This window comes from Spirabiliibacterium mucosae, from assembly GCF_014884965.1.
Taxonomy (GTDB): Bacteria; Pseudomonadota; Gammaproteobacteria; order Enterobacterales; family Pasteurellaceae; genus Spirabiliibacterium; species Spirabiliibacterium mucosae.
Genome location: NZ_JABTBO010000009.1, coordinates 67,744 through 82,758 on the forward strand (window position 1 = coordinate 67,744; position 15,015 = coordinate 82,758).

At 47.6% G+C, this 15,015-nt stretch carries 15 protein-coding genes and 2 pseudogenes; 1 reads left to right on the top strand and 16 read right to left on the bottom strand.

Annotated features, from left to right (window positions below):
- Positions 1-142: 142 nt before the first annotated feature.
- The 4 genes from HPC37_RS04955 to HPC37_RS04970 all read right to left on the bottom strand — a co-directional run bounded on the left by HPC37_RS04955 (position 143) and on the right by HPC37_RS04970 (position 3,451).
- The gene (locus HPC37_RS04955; protein ID WP_208122082.1) at positions 143-376 is read right to left on the bottom strand and encodes a hypothetical protein; all 234 of its coding nucleotides are present in this window, start codon (positions 374-376) and stop codon (positions 143-145) included.
- Positions 377-408: 32 nt separating this feature from the next.
- Positions 409-870, bottom strand: a complete 462-nt coding sequence (locus HPC37_RS04960; protein WP_208122083.1) for a hypothetical protein — start codon at positions 868-870, stop codon at positions 409-411.
- Positions 871-996: 126 nt separating this feature from the next.
- Positions 997-1,785, bottom strand: a complete 789-nt coding sequence (locus HPC37_RS04965) for a discoidin domain-containing protein (protein WP_208122084.1) — start codon at positions 1,783-1,785, stop codon at positions 997-999.
- Positions 1,786-1,828: 43 nt separating this feature from the next.
- Positions 1,829-3,451: a sulfatase family protein gene (locus HPC37_RS04970; RefSeq protein WP_208122085.1), complete on the bottom strand. Its 1,623-nt coding sequence runs from the start codon at positions 3,449-3,451 to the stop codon at positions 1,829-1,831.
- A gap of 21 nt (positions 3,452-3,472) precedes the next feature.
- Between HPC37_RS04970 and HPC37_RS11250 the strand changes: the two genes are divergently transcribed.
- Positions 3,473-3,592, top strand: a complete 120-nt coding sequence (locus HPC37_RS11250) for a thiocillin family RiPP (RefSeq protein ID WP_208122086.1) — start codon at positions 3,473-3,475, stop codon at positions 3,590-3,592.
- Positions 3,593-3,609: 17 nt separating this feature from the next.
- Here the strand turns inward: HPC37_RS11250 and HPC37_RS04980 are convergent, their stop codons facing one another.
- The 12 genes and pseudogenes from HPC37_RS04980 to agaR all read right to left on the bottom strand — a co-directional run bounded on the left by HPC37_RS04980 (position 3,610) and on the right by agaR (position 14,616).
- A complete protein-coding gene (locus HPC37_RS04980; protein ID WP_208122098.1) occupies positions 3,610-4,773 on the bottom strand; it encodes an anaerobic sulfatase maturase in 1,164 nt (387 codons plus the stop codon).
- A 97-nt stretch (positions 4,774-4,870) separates the two neighbouring features.
- Positions 4,871-5,818, bottom strand: a complete 948-nt coding sequence (locus tag HPC37_RS04985; protein ID WP_208122087.1) for a tagatose 1,6-diphosphate aldolase — start codon at positions 5,816-5,818, stop codon at positions 4,871-4,873.
- 90 nt (positions 5,819-5,908) lie between these two features.
- Positions 5,909-6,832 carry a 2-dehydro-3-deoxygluconokinase gene (gene kdgK / locus HPC37_RS04990; RefSeq protein ID WP_208122088.1) on the bottom strand — a complete coding sequence of 308 codons (924 nt, stop codon included), beginning with the start codon at positions 6,830-6,832 and terminating at the stop codon, positions 5,909-5,911.
- A gap of 58 nt (positions 6,833-6,890) precedes the next feature.
- A complete protein-coding gene (locus HPC37_RS04995; protein WP_208119271.1) occupies positions 6,891-7,532 on the bottom strand; it encodes an RpiB/LacA/LacB family sugar-phosphate isomerase in 642 nt (213 codons plus the stop codon).
- Between the two features lie 98 nt (positions 7,533-7,630).
- Positions 7,631-8,677: a glycoside hydrolase family 88/105 protein gene (locus HPC37_RS05000; protein WP_208122089.1), complete on the bottom strand. Its 1,047-nt coding sequence runs from the start codon at positions 8,675-8,677 to the stop codon at positions 7,631-7,633.
- Between the two features lie 43 nt (positions 8,678-8,720).
- Positions 8,721-9,161, bottom strand: a complete 441-nt coding sequence (gene agaF, locus HPC37_RS05005; protein ID WP_208122090.1) for a PTS galactosamine/N-acetylgalactosamine transporter subunit IIA — start codon at positions 9,159-9,161, stop codon at positions 8,721-8,723.
- Between the two features lie 60 nt (positions 9,162-9,221).
- Positions 9,222-10,070 carry a PTS system mannose/fructose/sorbose family transporter subunit IID gene (locus HPC37_RS05010; RefSeq protein ID WP_235961422.1) on the bottom strand — a complete coding sequence of 283 codons (849 nt, stop codon included), beginning with the start codon at positions 10,068-10,070 and terminating at the stop codon, positions 9,222-9,224.
- A gap of 1 nt (position 10,071) precedes the next feature.
- Positions 10,072-10,839: a PTS N-acetylgalactosamine transporter subunit IIC gene (agaW, locus tag HPC37_RS05015; protein WP_208122092.1), complete on the bottom strand. Its 768-nt coding sequence runs from the start codon at positions 10,837-10,839 to the stop codon at positions 10,072-10,074.
- 26 nt (positions 10,840-10,865) lie between these two features.
- Positions 10,866-11,350: pseudogene (agaV, locus tag HPC37_RS05020) on the bottom strand (PTS N-acetylgalactosamine transporter subunit IIB).
- Positions 11,351-11,363: 13 nt separating this feature from the next.
- Positions 11,364-12,530: an SIS domain-containing protein gene (locus HPC37_RS05025; protein ID WP_208122093.1), complete on the bottom strand. Its 1,167-nt coding sequence runs from the start codon at positions 12,528-12,530 to the stop codon at positions 11,364-11,366.
- Positions 12,515-13,828 (bottom strand): tagatose-bisphosphate aldolase subunit KbaZ, encoded by a 1,314-nt coding sequence (kbaZ, locus tag HPC37_RS05030; protein WP_208122094.1) that lies wholly within the window; start codon positions 13,826-13,828, stop codon positions 12,515-12,517. Before kbaZ ends, HPC37_RS05025 begins: the two co-directional genes overlap by 16 nt.
- A gap of 15 nt (positions 13,829-13,843) precedes the next feature.
- Positions 13,844-14,616 (bottom strand): annotated as a pseudogene (agaR, locus tag HPC37_RS05035) (transcriptional repressor AgaR).
- Positions 14,617-15,015 lie beyond the last annotated feature (399 nt).

Consider the following 15,015-nt stretch of genomic DNA (forward strand, 5'->3'; position numbering starts at 1 on the left):
AGCTGTTAAGGTCCGCTAAAACACACATAAGGATATTGCGGATGCTCTTGCATTGCCTTTGATATTTTGGTGATAAATCTTGAATAGAAGTCGGCATAAACATATCTATGAGCGACAATAAACGCATTTTGCTCCTCTGCACTCAACGCTCTCCATTCAAGATCTGGATAAAAAGATTCATAAACTCATAATCAAATCCACTCTCTCGCACCTGAGATTTGAAATACTCCAATTTTTCACTCTCGGGCTTATCGCTTAATAATGAAAGGAGATTACGCAAATCTGTAATAAGCTTGTTAATACTCTCATAGGTGAAAATATTGTCACCCCACCAATCAAAATTTTCCTCAATTATGCCATACTCTTCATCTGGCACTCGCCCTTGAATACTTAAATCAAAATAACGCGCTAAAAACCAATATAAAGATAAGAAAGCTCGAATCTTACCTCCAGCACCATCAAAAATTCACTTTTCCTGCTATCTCTAAAGTAATCGATAATCGGCCCTGAGCAAACACCAACCCAAAAATATCCACCCGACGTTTTTTCATCTTCAATTTCAATTTGATACAACGCTTTATCAAGTTCAACCCATTGCCCCCAATGCCATAATTGTATCACCACACCAGGAAGCTCTCGTTGTAATTGTTTGGCAATCTCTGTCTCTTGTGTATAAAAACGCTCGCACTCTTTATTAAATGCTACGTTCCCCTCCAACACCTTGAAAGTAAAATCCTGGATCAACGTTTCAATCTGCTCAACTAATGTGGGAGAAATCGGCAACATTGAAGAATCAACGCCTCCCTTATCACTCCACAATAACGCGCCAACCTCAAGACTAACACGCAATTCTTTTAAGTCATTTAACATAATTCATCTCCTTTTTCAAAGGCCAGTAGACCAGTCTATCGCCTTTAAAGAGAAAAATAAATTCTTTTATTTTAATGTGCTAAGTGAATGAAAAAGTGCGGTCAACCGCACTTTTATTTTGGTGTTTTACACATTGCGCCCGAGCACTTCAAGTTGGGAAAGTGCGGTGAAAGGGGCGTGTTCTTTGCCTTTGATGAGGTTGGTGAGTGTGATGCGTTGGCATTGGCGGGCGCTGAAGTGGTAGTGCTGCGCTTTGCCGGTGCGTTCGGCCTCAAGCACTTCGGCGTGTTCGCCGTCAAAGGTCACGGTGATGGATTGCCACCAGCTGTCGTGCGGGAAATCAGCGCGCAGATAAAGCACCACGCCATCAACCTCCACGGGGCGGCCAAAATCAATGGTCAGTTCAGCCTGCGGGTCTTGCGCGTTACTCCACGAGGTGTACGGATAGGAGCCGTGGGCGTTGGTATCAAAAGCGCCGTCAATCACGTTGCGTGGGGCAAAGCGGATGTTGCCGGGTTTGATATTGCTCAGTGCGCAGGGGTAAACGCCTTGCTGCTCGGCTTGTTGATAAGGGTTGTAGGCCAAATTGCCGTATTGCTGGATTTCATACTCTCTGGCCGTGCGCACCCACACAAAATGCAACCCGCCGCGGAAGGCTTTGTCAGAGTTATACACCCGCACGCCGTCGCCAAATGGAATGGTGAACACCAGCTTTTCGGTGAGATACAGCAGCGCACTTTCAAAGCTGTCTTCCAACCGCACTTTTAAAAAACACGGGTAGCTTTGCGCCTCCACCACCCACGCATCGCCCTCGGCATATTCGCCTTTGTAGGTGGTAGCGATTTCGTCAAAATCACTGCGAGCGAGTTTGATGTTGTTGTCTTTGTCTAATAAGGTTAGTGTGAGTTTTTGCATGATTCGTCCTCGAGAAGAAAGCGGGCCTGCGCCCGCTTAATCATTATCCTTGGGGATTTGAAGAATCTTCAATCGCTTTAAATTCTTCAGGATTCCAAGCAACTGGTTTGGGCTGTTTTACAATCCAGTCATGGAATGCTTTTTGCATTTCTTTGACTTTTTCAGGATATTTTTCAGCTAAATCTTGGCTTTCAAATGGATCGTCTTTGTCGTTGAAAAGACGCAATTTATTCGATCCATCATTGTAGAAGTATAACGCCCAATCTTGATCGCGAATTGCCCATGAGCTTTTTGACAATTTTTCAAGATTTGGATTTTTAGGGACTTCATTGGTTTGATAAGTGATGTAGTGCCAATAATCATTCCAGAATTTTTGGTTCTCTTCACTATAGTGTTTTGCACCAGGGCCGGCCCAATATAAATATTGGTGTGGCGAGGTTTTTTCTTTGCCTTCTAACACAGGCAAAATATCTTTGCCATCAAGCTTGAGATCGGCTGGAATGTTAATGTTGGCCGCTGTCAACGCAGTTGGCAAAATATCAATGGCAGAAACCAAGGTGTTATTCACGCTGCCCGCTGGGATGTGATTTGGCCATGAAACAATAAATGGCACATGCACACCGCCGTTATACATTTGGCCTTTGAAGCCGCGGTCGTTTCCGTTAAGTGGCATTGGCGCTTCATGCACAGAGCCATTATCGGAGAGGAAGAAAACAATGGTGTTATCCCATTTGCCTTCGTCTTTTAATTTTTGAATAATTTTGCCAATGCCTTCATCGGCTGCATTGATGGCGGCAAAATATTTATCCGCTTCAACATTGCCGGTGTTGAATTTGTCCATGTATTTCGCCGGTGACGCTTCTTCTAATGGAATATGCGGCACGCTGTAAGCGAGATTAAGGAAAAATGGCTTGTCGCCCGATTTATCAATAAAATTCAACGCTTCATCGGTTAAATTGTGGGTCAAATAGCCCCAAGAGGTTTCATTTTTATCGTTGCGCCACAGTGCAGGTGAATCCCAAAGGGCGGCACCAGACACATAGTAACTATACGAATAATCAAAGCCACGTTCATAAGGGGCGTAGCCTTTTTCGGCAACGGAGGCAAAGTTGTCGTGGTAATCACGGGTGCGTTTATCCTCTGGCTTGGTGATGCGGCCAATGGATTTGTCTTTGTTGACTTTGGCATTGTGATATTTACCAATATTGGCTGTGGTGTAGCCGTTTTCTTGGAACAAGGCTGGCAGTAATTTCACATCTAATGGGATGCCATTAAAGGAATCATCATTACTGTAAATGCCCATTGAACCTGGGTTACGGCCGGTGAAAATGCCCGCACGGGATGGCCCACACACGGGGTGCGCCACAAACGCATTGGTCATTTTCACGCCGTCGGCTGCCAGCTGAGACACATTCGGCATCGCACGCTGGGCGGCATCGATCATTTTGTCTAAATCGCCTTGATAACGCGCCGCTACAGGCCGTTTACTCAGCTCATTTTTATCGAGGGTATCCAGTGCAAAATCCAGCTGCCCTGACCCGAGATCGTCCATCACAATCACAAGCACATTCGGTTTATGCGCTTGCTCGGCTGCATAAACAGGCTGTGCCACCCCGCCTACCACCATCGCGGAGAGTAGGCATTTATTTAATAATGATAGTTTCATTATGACTCCTTTGTCGTTGGATTGTTAACATTACCCTTCAACCGCACTTTAGGTACTTTAGGTACTTTAGGTACTTTAGGTACTTTAGGTACTTTAGGTACTTTAGGTACTTTAGGTACTTTAGGTACTTTAAGCACTTAGGCCATTGAATGATAGCTTTATCGAATCATTGTCATAATCTCTGCTGCCAGCCCACCACGCTGCACAATTTGGCGCATGCGGTTCATCACAGGCGCAGTTTGGCGGAAAAAGAGCTGGTAGGATGGGCAGAGGTAATTGTGTTTGTGCACCTCACCTTTGAGCGGCACAATGCGATGTTTTGGGCAGCCGCCGTGGCAGATGAGTTTGACATCACACTTTTCGCACGCTTTGGTTAAAGTATCACGCTTGGCATCACCAAAGGCCACTTGTTTTTTCGAATTGATGATCTCTGTCAGGGGCGTTTTGGCCGCATTGCCCACTCTGTATGCGGGGTAAACAAAGTGGTCGCAGGAATAAATATCGCCATTGGCCTCGATCACCACCGCTTTGCCGCAGGTCACGGTGTGAATGCAGCTGGTGGACGGAAAGCCCATCCATTGGCCGAGCAAGTTGTCAAACTCGCGCACAAAAATTTTGCCCACATCACGGCGCACCCAGTGGTTGAACACATCGAGCAAAAAGCGCCCGTAGCCCTCGCGCGGGACAGAAAACGGCGCCATGCGAGCATTTTTATTCGGGGAATAATCGGCCTTGGTTAAATCGTAATTGGCCACCTCAACAATCGGGATAAACTGCATAAAGGTGGAGCCGAGATCTTTGAGTGCCTCGTAGGTTTCAACCCCTTTGTGCCAGTTTTGATCGTTGATCACAGTCAGCGTGTTGAAATCCACTTCATACTCTTTGAGCAAGTTAATGCCGCGCTTGACACGCTCAAAGGTGGGCTGGCCGTTGATAGAAATGCGGTATTTGTCGTGCACCGCACTGGCGCCATCAACCGAGATGCCGATTAAAAAATTGTTCTGCTTAAACAGCTCCATCCACTGGCGGTTAAAAGCAATGCCGTTGGTTTGAAAGCTGTTGGTGATGGTTTTGCCATTGGCAAATTCCCGCTGATAGGCCAGCGCTTTGCGGTAAAAATCGATCCCCATCAAGGTGGGCTCGCCGCCTTGCCAGGCAAAATCGACACTGTCGCCGGCGTGAGATTCAATATAATTCTTCACGTAGGCTTTGAGTGTGTCGTCACTCATCAAATCCACTTTGTGGGCAAGCACCGCTTCTTTTTCAAGATAAAAGCAGTATTCGCACTTGATATTGCAGTTGAAGCTACTTGGCTTTGCCATCACATGGAAGTAGGTTGGCTTGGTATTAGATTGCTGCAAAATCACTCCATAAACTCAAAAGAGAAAAAAGGCGTTATCAAGCGATAACGCCTAAAAATTACAATGTAATTGGGGTCGCGTTTTCGTTGAGCACCACGTTGAGCGCTTCAATGTTCGCGCGGCCTTGGGTTTCAAGCCAGGCGCGTGCGGCCTCTTCGCCTTCGTTTTTGAACACATCCACAGCGCCCGCCCAGGTTGCGCGGCCACACAGCACGCCGTTGAAGTGGCTGCCTGCGGCTTTGGCAAAGCGCAAGGTTTCGTTGAACAGCTCAGAGCTCACACCCGCACTTAAGAAGATAAACGGCGTGTTGGTTGCATCACTTTGCTCTTTGAAAAACGCTTTGGCTTGTGCTTGGGTGTGAACCACCTCTTCGCCATAGCCTTCAACGTAATTCATGTTCACTGGCACTTCCACTTTCAGCACGTCAACGCCAAAGCGCGGTTGGCTGAACAGTTTCATCGCTTCAATCACTTTGCGCGGTTTGAGCTTGGCGTATTCTTTTGCGTCAGTCACCTTCGCGTCGTAGCTGACTAATTCCAAGAAAAACGGCATTTCTTCAGCTTTGCATTCTGCGGCCACACGTTCCACAAAGGCTTCTTTCACGTCGTTGACGGCTTTGCCTTCGTCGATGTCGATGTAAAGCAGCAATTTCACGCCGTCGGCGCCTTTTTCTTTTAAGCGATAGACGGATACATCATCAATCAAATCTGGGTAACGGCCTGGCACGGTTTTATCATAACCGGTTTTTTCATAAGCCATCAAAAGCCCTGCGTTCGGTGCGCGTTGGCTGGCGGCATTCCAACCCACTTCAGGGTCAAGCAAAATCGAGGAAGCATAAGGGGTGAGGTATTGGGATACCAGCACTTTGAAGGCCGCCAGTTGCTCGTTGGTGGCGCCCTCGCCTAACATACGACGCAATGCGCCGCGTTGGTCAATCGCCAGCGCGCCAATGATGTTAGCGTCGCTGCACAGTTTTTTTAAACGTTGTTGTCTTAAGTTAGACATAGACTCTCCTATTAAAAATGATTCTCATCTTCTGCTTATAATAAAACCATTACGCGGAAAAAGCAAAGCAGGCTTGCGCCTGCTTGAAGATTATTTTGTCGGCATCGCCGCTTTCGGGATGATCGCCCCTTTGTGTTGAATCACAGTGCCGGCCAAACGGTGCCCGCCTGCGATGGCATCTAAGATCGGTTTGCCCAAAAGCCGCTCGGCAAGGTAGCCTGCGCTGAAGGAATCCCCCGCCGCGGTGGTATCGATCACGTTTTTCACCGGTGTTGGTGCCAGCTCCACGCGCTCATCACGGGTGACCACAATGCACGATTCGCTGCCACGTTTGATCACAATTTCACGCACGCCAAACGCACAAGTGCGGTCAAGGCATTCGCTCAATGCGCTATCACCATAGAGCATCACTTCATCATCAAAGGTTAAAAACGCAATGTCGGTGAGTTTTAAAATGCGGGCGTAGGCGGCTTGCGTGGCTTCTTTGCTTTCCCACAAAATTGGGCGATAGTTGTTGTCAAAGGCGATTTTCACGCCGTTGTTGTGGGCGCGTTCTAGCAGGTCGAATAAAATGTTGCGCTCTTTTTCCGGCAAAATAGCCAAGCTAATGCCGCTGAGATAAATCAGTTCATAATCACTCAACGTGCGATAAAGCGCCTCGATATCCACACTCGAGAGCCAAAAGCGCGCGGCGGCGTCACTGCGCCAGTAGCGGAAATCACGCTCGCCGTCTTCGCGGGTGGAGATGGTGTAAAGCCCTGGCAGTTTTTTCTCAGAAATGGCCACCAAATCAGTATTGATGCCCTCTTGCTGCCATGCGTCCAACATTGTGCGGCTGAACTCGTCGGTGCCAAGGCCGGTGAGGTAAGCGACATCCACGCCTTGATTTTCTGTCAAACGAGAAAGGTAAAGTGCGGTATTTAAGGTATCCCCACCAAAGCCCGAGCTGTAAAGGTCGCCTTCTTTTTTCAGCTCAACCATGCATTCGCCGATAATTGCTACTTTTTTCGCCATGCTATCACCTCTTGAATTAGACAAAGCCAGCGTAATGCTGGCTTTTATGTGTGTGAAATTATGCTTTTAACACGCTTTCAACGTATGCGCGGATTTCGTCATCTTGGCAGTTGTTGAAGAAACATTCTTGGAAGCGCTCGCCAGTGACAGCGGTTTTCACCAATTCTGGGTCAAGGGCTTTCAAGGTGTCAAGGTAGTTGTCTTTCGCTACAGCGGCTTTCACTTGGTTTAGGATGCCTGCGTTGCGCAATTGTGGCTCTTTGCGCTCAACTGGGTAGCCTTGGCCACGTTCGCCGGCAAAGGCTTTTTCAAACATATAGCGAACGTTCAACTCCGCACCCCAGCCAAAGCCTTTTGCAAAGGCCAAAGACAAGGCGTTACCGTTGTTGATTTGGGCAAACAAGAAAGCATCTGCTGGGTCTAAGCAGTAGCCACACACCACGCCTGGGTGCGCGTTCAACGACATCAATGCGCCTTGGCCTGTGCCGCAACCGGCGATAACAAAATCAACCGCTTTAGAGTTCAACAAAATGCTGGCCATGATGCCAAGGTGGATGTAGGTGAGGTGATGGTCGTTTTCGCTGTCCATACCGACGTTATACACATCGTAGCCTTTTGGGGCTACCACGCTTTGTAATTCTTTTAAAATAATTGGGTTTTTTGCCGCTTGGCTGTTTTCCATCATTAATGCAATTTTCATAAATGCTTTTCCTTAAATGTCGCTTAAAAAATACTCTTCAAATATATTGAAAGTGCGGTTCATTTTACCGCACTTAGGGTTTTTCATCAACTCATTGCTTATTGATTGATGTTTTGCACTTCACAGCCGGCGAGCAAGAATGCGCCTGCGCCGTAGTCAATATTGTGCTCAAATTTCACATCACGCGGGTTAAAGGCTGGCAGCTGAACCCAACCGATCATGCCGTTTTCGTGCACCGCACTTTCCAGCGCGGACCACGCCTTTTCAACTACTGGCAAATAGGTTGCTTTGTCTAGCACGTTGTGGTTCACGCCCCAAGCGAGCGCATAGCAAAAGAGCGAGCTGGCGGAGCTTTCTGGCGCTGGGAAGTTGTCTGGGTCAAGCAAGCTGGCACGCCAAAAGCCGTCGTCGTGTTGGTATTTGACAACTTGTTCAGCCAGTTGTTTGTACAACGCCAAATAACGATCGCGATCGGCAAAATCGGCCGGCACGCTTTCCAAAATGCGTGGAATTGCGGCAATCACCCAGCCAATGCCACGGCTCCAAAACACTTTTTCGCCGTTGGCTTCACGCATTTCGCTGCCTTTGCCGTCAGGAATGTAGCGATGATCGCGATAGAAAAGTGCGGTTTCTGGGTCTTGCAGGTGTTCTACGCTGTCCCAAAATGCTTGGTTCATGTAGTCAACGTATTTGGCATCGCCTGTTTGTTTGCTCAATTTGGCAAACGCCGGCGGCGCCATAAAGAGTGAGTCGCACCACCACCAGTCTTCTCGGCCAGGTTTTGGGTTGTCGATCATGTCATTGATGAAGTTGATGGTTGGCTCAAGCGCTTCTTCTTGGTTGATTTCAGGGTAAACATCAATATAGCCTTGCGCGCACACCAAATCATCGGCAAAACGGGCGTTAGGGCCGGTACGAAAGCCAGTGTGTAAGGTGTAATTTAGCACGCCGTCGCGATAGTCGTTGTCGCCGGTGGCCTTCCATGCGGCCGCCACGCAAGACCAAAATACGCCGCGCTCCCAGTCGGTGTCTTTAATAAAACGGGTTTTGCCTGAACGGCGAATAACGCTGCGGGTTTGGTTAGCCGCCTGCCAGCGATACACGCGTTTCATCAGGGTTTGCACCGCGTCTTTTTGAATGCTCATACATGCTCCTTTTTAAAAAGTGCGGTCAACCGCACTTTGACTATTATAGACCGTCTTCGCACTCGTCGTCTTGTGCGTTCATCGCCGCTTCCACTTCAAAGCGGATATCTTTGATATTGCTCATTTCGCCACTGACTAACGCGTCTTTTAATTCTTTTAGCGTAAATTCTTCGCGCTCAAGGGCGGCGTTGACGATCATGGATAAATTGGCACCACAGACCACTTCAACATCTGGGTTTTGCAGTAAAATATTGATAGCACGGTTGGTTGGTGAACCACCGTAAATGTCGGTTAAAAACAGCACGCCTTCACCGCTGTTGACGGTTTTCATCGCTTCAACGAGTTTTTCTTCCAATTGCTCGGTTGACATGCTTTCTAAAAAATCAACAAATTCCAGTTGTTCTTGTTTGCCAACGATGGCTTGGACAGCAGATTGCATACCTGAGGCAAAGTTTAAGTGACCAGAAACAACGATTCCTAACATAATATCCCCCAAAATAAAAAGACGTTAAGAGAGAAGCGCACTTCTCTCTTAACGGTAAGGTTAGATGATACCGATATAGTGGCCGATAACACCAAATGCGAGTGTTGAGAAGATCAATACAGGTGGTTTAGCCCAGAAGCCTGTGCCTTTTACCAATTTGAACATTAAGAAAACTAATGCCAATGGCAAAATGTTCGGCATGATCTTGTCAAAGAAGTCGGTTTGCAGCGGCACCACTTTGCCCCCCATGGTGAGCGTGGCGGTGGTTTTAAACCGAATGAAGGTCGCACACAGTGCACCGATAACAAAGATACCCATGATGTTGGCGGCACGCGCGAGTTTTTCAGTTGAATCACTCATGCTAACCATTGCCGCAGTACCAGCTTTGTAGCCCATGAACATCAAACCAAAGTACACGAAGAAGTGCACCAATTGGTAAAGAATGAAGAACACGAATGGACCGGCAATTGAGCCTTCGATAGCAATTGACGCACCCAATGCCAAGGTTAATGGCATCAAGGTCATGTGGTCGATTGCATCACCCACACCACCGGTTGGGCCCATACCCGCTACTTTCATTACGTTGATTGTAGACGGTTGTTCTTTGTTTTCTTCCATCGCAATGGCAGTACCCAACAAGAAGGTGAACAATTTCGGGCTGGCATTGAAGAACTGAAGATGGTTTTTCAACGCAGTCGCTAAGTCACGTTTGTTGTTGCCGTGGATTTTTTCCAACGCTGGGATGATGGAGTAAGCAAAACCACCGGCTTGCATACGTTCAAAGTTAAAGTTACCTTCCATGAACAAGCCACGGATTGCACATTTCCAAAGGTCGCCTTTGGTGATGACTTGGCGGACAGTGGTGTCTTGGTATGCGTCGATGTTATCCACTAAGCCTGTTTTTTCCATATTAGATTCCATCTTCAAACTCCTGTGCTTGTTGGTTGTTTGAGTTGTTGCTGCCAGAGAAGTAGTAGTACAGTACGGCAATTGAACCACCGATGATAGCCACCGCCATGATTGGTAGTTTTAAGTAAGTGGTTGCCACGAAACCGATGAAGAACACACCGGCCATTTCTTTTGACCACATGATTTTTAATAACATTGCAAAACCGATTGCAGGGACTAAACGTGCGCCCAAACCTAAGCCTTCAAGCAATGTTTTTGGTGCGTAAGCATCAATCCATTGTGCAGCGTGTTCACCGAAGTAAACGGTCACAAAGGCCACAATGGCATACATTAATGAACGCAGTGAGATGGTGGCAATCAGCAAGAAGTCAATGCCGCGTGGGTTCGCGTTTTCAGCATAACGGTCTGCTTTGCCCATGGTGAATGAGGTTACCGCGAAGAAGCCGATAACTAACATTTGCATCACCACCGCAATTGGCATGCCCACACCCATTGCAACGTCTGGAGATTGTTTAGTCATCACCGCAAAGGCAACGGCTGCAATAGTCCCCATTGTTACATCAGGTGGCTGCGCACCGGCGTTTGGCACCAAACCAAGCCAGGCCAATTCAAGGGTTGCACCGGTGACAAGACCGAGTTGCATGTCACCCATGATCAAGCCCACAACGGGGCCGGTGATCAATGGGCGGTGAATGTTGAGCGCAACATCGTATTTATCGATACCGCACAGGAATGCCCATCCGGCAACCAAGAGTGCTTCAAAGAACATAGTCGTAAACTCCTATATCAATTAGATTATTTGATAAGATCCATAATATCGACTTCAGGAGCATCAGGTGTGTTCTGTACAGTACATTTCACTCCGGCTGCTACCAATTTTTTAAATGCCTCGATATCTTTTTCGTCAACAGAAACTGTTTTAGTTAACTGTTTTTACCTTCATGGAAGTGCATATTACCAATGTTTAAATGTTTAATAGGCACGCCCCCTTCAACAAGCTTCGCAACATCGGTTGGGTTGTTACAAAGAATGAAGACTTTTTGCGCAGGTGATGCTTTGTGAATCACATCAATGGTTTTTTGGATGGTGAAAAAACGCACCGCATATTCACCACCAGCAGACGCTTTCATGCCCGCTTGCATAAACGCCGCATTTGGGCCTTCAGCGGCAGCGTCGTTGGCAACCAAAATCAAGTTAGCGCCAGTGTGTTTGCCCCATGTGATACGAATTTGACCGTGTAATAAACGCTCGTCAATACGTGTCCATACGATATTAGGCATATAATCCTCCAAGTTAGTTAGTAAATTGATGAATAATCACACCTTGAACAACACGGTTAACTTCACCGCTTGGGCAAGGATTATCTGGTGTAATGTCGTGAGCCAGTGAGCTGTAAAGCGCATAGATTTGAGCAAACACAATGTATGGGAACAACAGCTCAAAATCTTGTGCTTTTTCAAAGCCGTCTAGCACCAGCACATCAGGGTTGGCAATGGCGTCATCTGAAAGTGCGGTCAAGGCGGTCACACGGCGTGCGATGCCGTCACGACGAAGTTCTTTTAATAAATCCACGTCATACAAACGGGTGTAGTCGTTGTTGGATAAATATTCCACGATCATGGTTTTGTTGTTCACGATCGATTTTGGCCCGTGGCGGAAGCCCATTGGGGAATCATAAGTCGCCACCACTTGGCCGGCGGTCAATTCCAAAATTTTCAAAGCAGACTCTTGCGCTAAGCCTTGCAGGCCACCGCTGCCGAGATAAATAATGCGCTCAATGCCATCGTTAATGATGCCTTTGACGTAGTCGACATAACGTGGGATTAATTTCTCGGTGTTTTCTGCAATGTAGCCAAAACGTTCGGCCACTGAGCCTTTTGCCAAGAAGAAAACAGAAAGTGCACTCAGCATCATGGAGCTGAAGCTCGATGTCATCGCAAAGCTGCCGTCGTTGGTTTCTTCAGGCATCAACAGTGGTAAAGCGTTGTCTTGTTTTGACCCGTTGACATACAACGCACCGTCTTTGTTACACGTGATGAGCAAATGGCGCACGTTGCTTAAGCATTGGTTGGCCAAATCCACCGCGGCCACGCTTTCAGGGCTGTTGCCAGAGCGCGCAAATGAGATCAACAAGGTTGGGATATCTTCGCTGAAATATTGATACGGGTTAGACACGATATCCGTTGTGGCAATGGATTCTGTGCGTTTGCCTGTAATAGTGCGCACAGCCGGCGCAATCGAGTGGCCAACAAAGGCCGAGGTGCCCGCACCGGTGAACACGATGCGAGAGACTTCAGCGTCCATCACCGGTTTAATAAAATCCAACACTTGGGCTTTTTGCGCATCAAGGTTTTTCAATGCCTTGGCCCATGAAGACGGTTGTTGGTTGATTTCTTTCGCTGTCATGACCGCACTTTGCTTTTCAAGTTGGTCAAGTGCGAAGCCTAAATAGTTTTGCATAATCTCCATTCCTTATTTTGGTTGAAAAAGGCCGCAGCCGCGTAGTCACGAATCACGCCTTGCACTTTGTCAATCACCAATGATTTGGCGTCGGCTTGCAATTTGCCTTCACGCACTTTGACATATTGCTCAGGGAAGTATTGGCTCAACAATGGCAGTGGGATTTCCACGCCTTCAAAGTTGGCGAACAATTTATCTACTGCCGCGCCGATAGTTGGGTTAGCCCAGTAATAACGGATACGGTCAGAGAAGCTGTAGCTGCGAGCGAAGAATTGTTGTTGTTTGTCGCCGTGGTAGTATTTCGCCCAGTTGTCTGGGTTGGCCAGCATCACATCTTCAAGCACTTCACGCAAATTAGCGCGTTTTTCTTCAGGGAAGATCTCTTTTTCAATGCCGCACAAGCCGTAGTAACCTTCACGCAAGGCAAATGTCAACGCTGGGCCCACTTTCAAAATCGCGAAGTGGTTGTCAACCAAATCTTTGTACGCTTGCGCGGTTTGGTAGTCGGTGGAGTGCGCTTCAAACACCAAGTGAGGGAATTCGCTCACCACGTTGCTCAAGGCTTTGGCTTTTTCTGGCACAAAGTCGATCACTTTGGTGTGGTCAAATTCAACACCTGGTTGCACCACCAAGCCAATCACGCGATCCCAAATGTTGTTCAAGCCCACTTTTTCAAATGCTTGTTGGTGGGTGTTCAAGGTTTTTTTCGCCGCTTCTGGGTTGGTCACTTCAAGCTCGTTAATGGCTTCAGCTTCGCCACCTGGCACTGGCACTTCGGTGCCGATCACATACACGGTTTTGCCTGCATTACCGCACTTTTCAGCGGTTTTTTCAGCAATCACCGCAAGGCGTGCGGCACGTTCAGCCACGATGTCATCAGACAAAGGCACCGGGTCGCCTTTGCAAGACATGCTGCAGTCAAGGTGAATTTTTTCAAAGCCGGCAGCCACATAGGCTTCAATCAAGCCTTCGGCGTTTTTCATCGCTTCATCGGCGCTCAAGCCTTGCCAACGGTTCGGGCCTAAGTGGTCACCACCGAGCACTAAACGCTCTTTCGGGAAGTTCACTTGGCGCGCTAAATCTAACACAAAGTCACGGAAATCCGCTGGGGTCATGCCGGTGTAGCCACCGAATTGGTCCACTTGGTTTGAGGTGGCTTCAATCAACAACACAGAGTCGTCTTTCAGCGCTTGCAAAAGAGAGGCTTCCAGCACGGTTGGGTGGGCTGAACAAATTGAATAAATCCCATTATGTCCACCAGCTTTATGTTGTTTAATAACGTCTAATAAAATACTCACTGTCTTATCTCCTGACTAATCTACTATAATGACCTCGACGCCATTGTCTTGTAATGCGCTGACATACTCATCGGGGATACCTGAATCGGTAATCAACGTGTCAATTTCAAAAGCGCGGCGGATCACATGGCAACTTTGTTTGCCAAATTTGCTGGAATCCGTCACCGCCACCACGTGGTTTGACACATCACACATCGCGCGGTTGAGGTTGGCCTCTTGCTCATTGTGGGTGGTGATGCCTGCACGCAAATCAAAGCCATCAACCCCTAGAAAAATTTGCTAAAGCAGTGCTCTTGCAAGCTCATCTCCGCTTGCCGGCCTGAAAACGACAAGGCATTTTTTCTAAGCCGCCCACCGGTCATCAGCACCTCGGTGTTGGCCGCTTTGGCAAGCTCCGTTGCGATATCCAGCCCGTTGGTCATCACCAATACGTTGTCGCGCGAGGACTGCTTCAAGTGGTTGGCAATCTCCCGCGTGGTGGTGCCAGAGTCTAGAATGATGGCGTCGTTGTCGTGGATAAACTTCATCGCTGCAGCGCCAATTTTTTGCTTAATGCCGCTGTTGCGTTGGCGTTTTTCTGAGTTGGACAACTCCGCAATCAACCCTTTGTTGGGCATCGCCACACCATGGGAGCGCAAGATATAGCCGTTTTGTTCTAAAAAGTTGAGATCGTTGCGAATGGTCACCGCAGAGACACCAAATTGAGTCGCGAGATCGTCCACCCGGGCGGAATTTTGTGCATTCACGAGGCTGACAATATCCATTCGACGCTCAATCACACTTTTCATAACAACACCCTTTACTGCTTTTATTTTCTTACACCAAAGATAAACGAAAGAAAACGAAAGCTCAATCACAGATTTTCATTTTTTTGATCAACCTCACAAAAATTGGCCCACAAAAACGCAGTTTCACTTTTCTGCCCTAGCAAAGCAGTGCAATGCCCACGGCGCATGGCGCATGGCGAAAAGCGCACTTTGCTTTAACACTTTATTTGCCTTTTATTGACCTATTTTTGCAAAATTTTTAAAGTGCGGTTTCTATTTATGAAATTTGTGAGCCAGCTCCCAATTTGTGCGCACAGAGTTTGCTATACTTGCCAAATGAAAGAAAATGAAACTTTATGAATACTAACTGTGTTAAGGAGTGAATGATGAGTATCTCGCGCAGAACCTTTATTAAAGGGG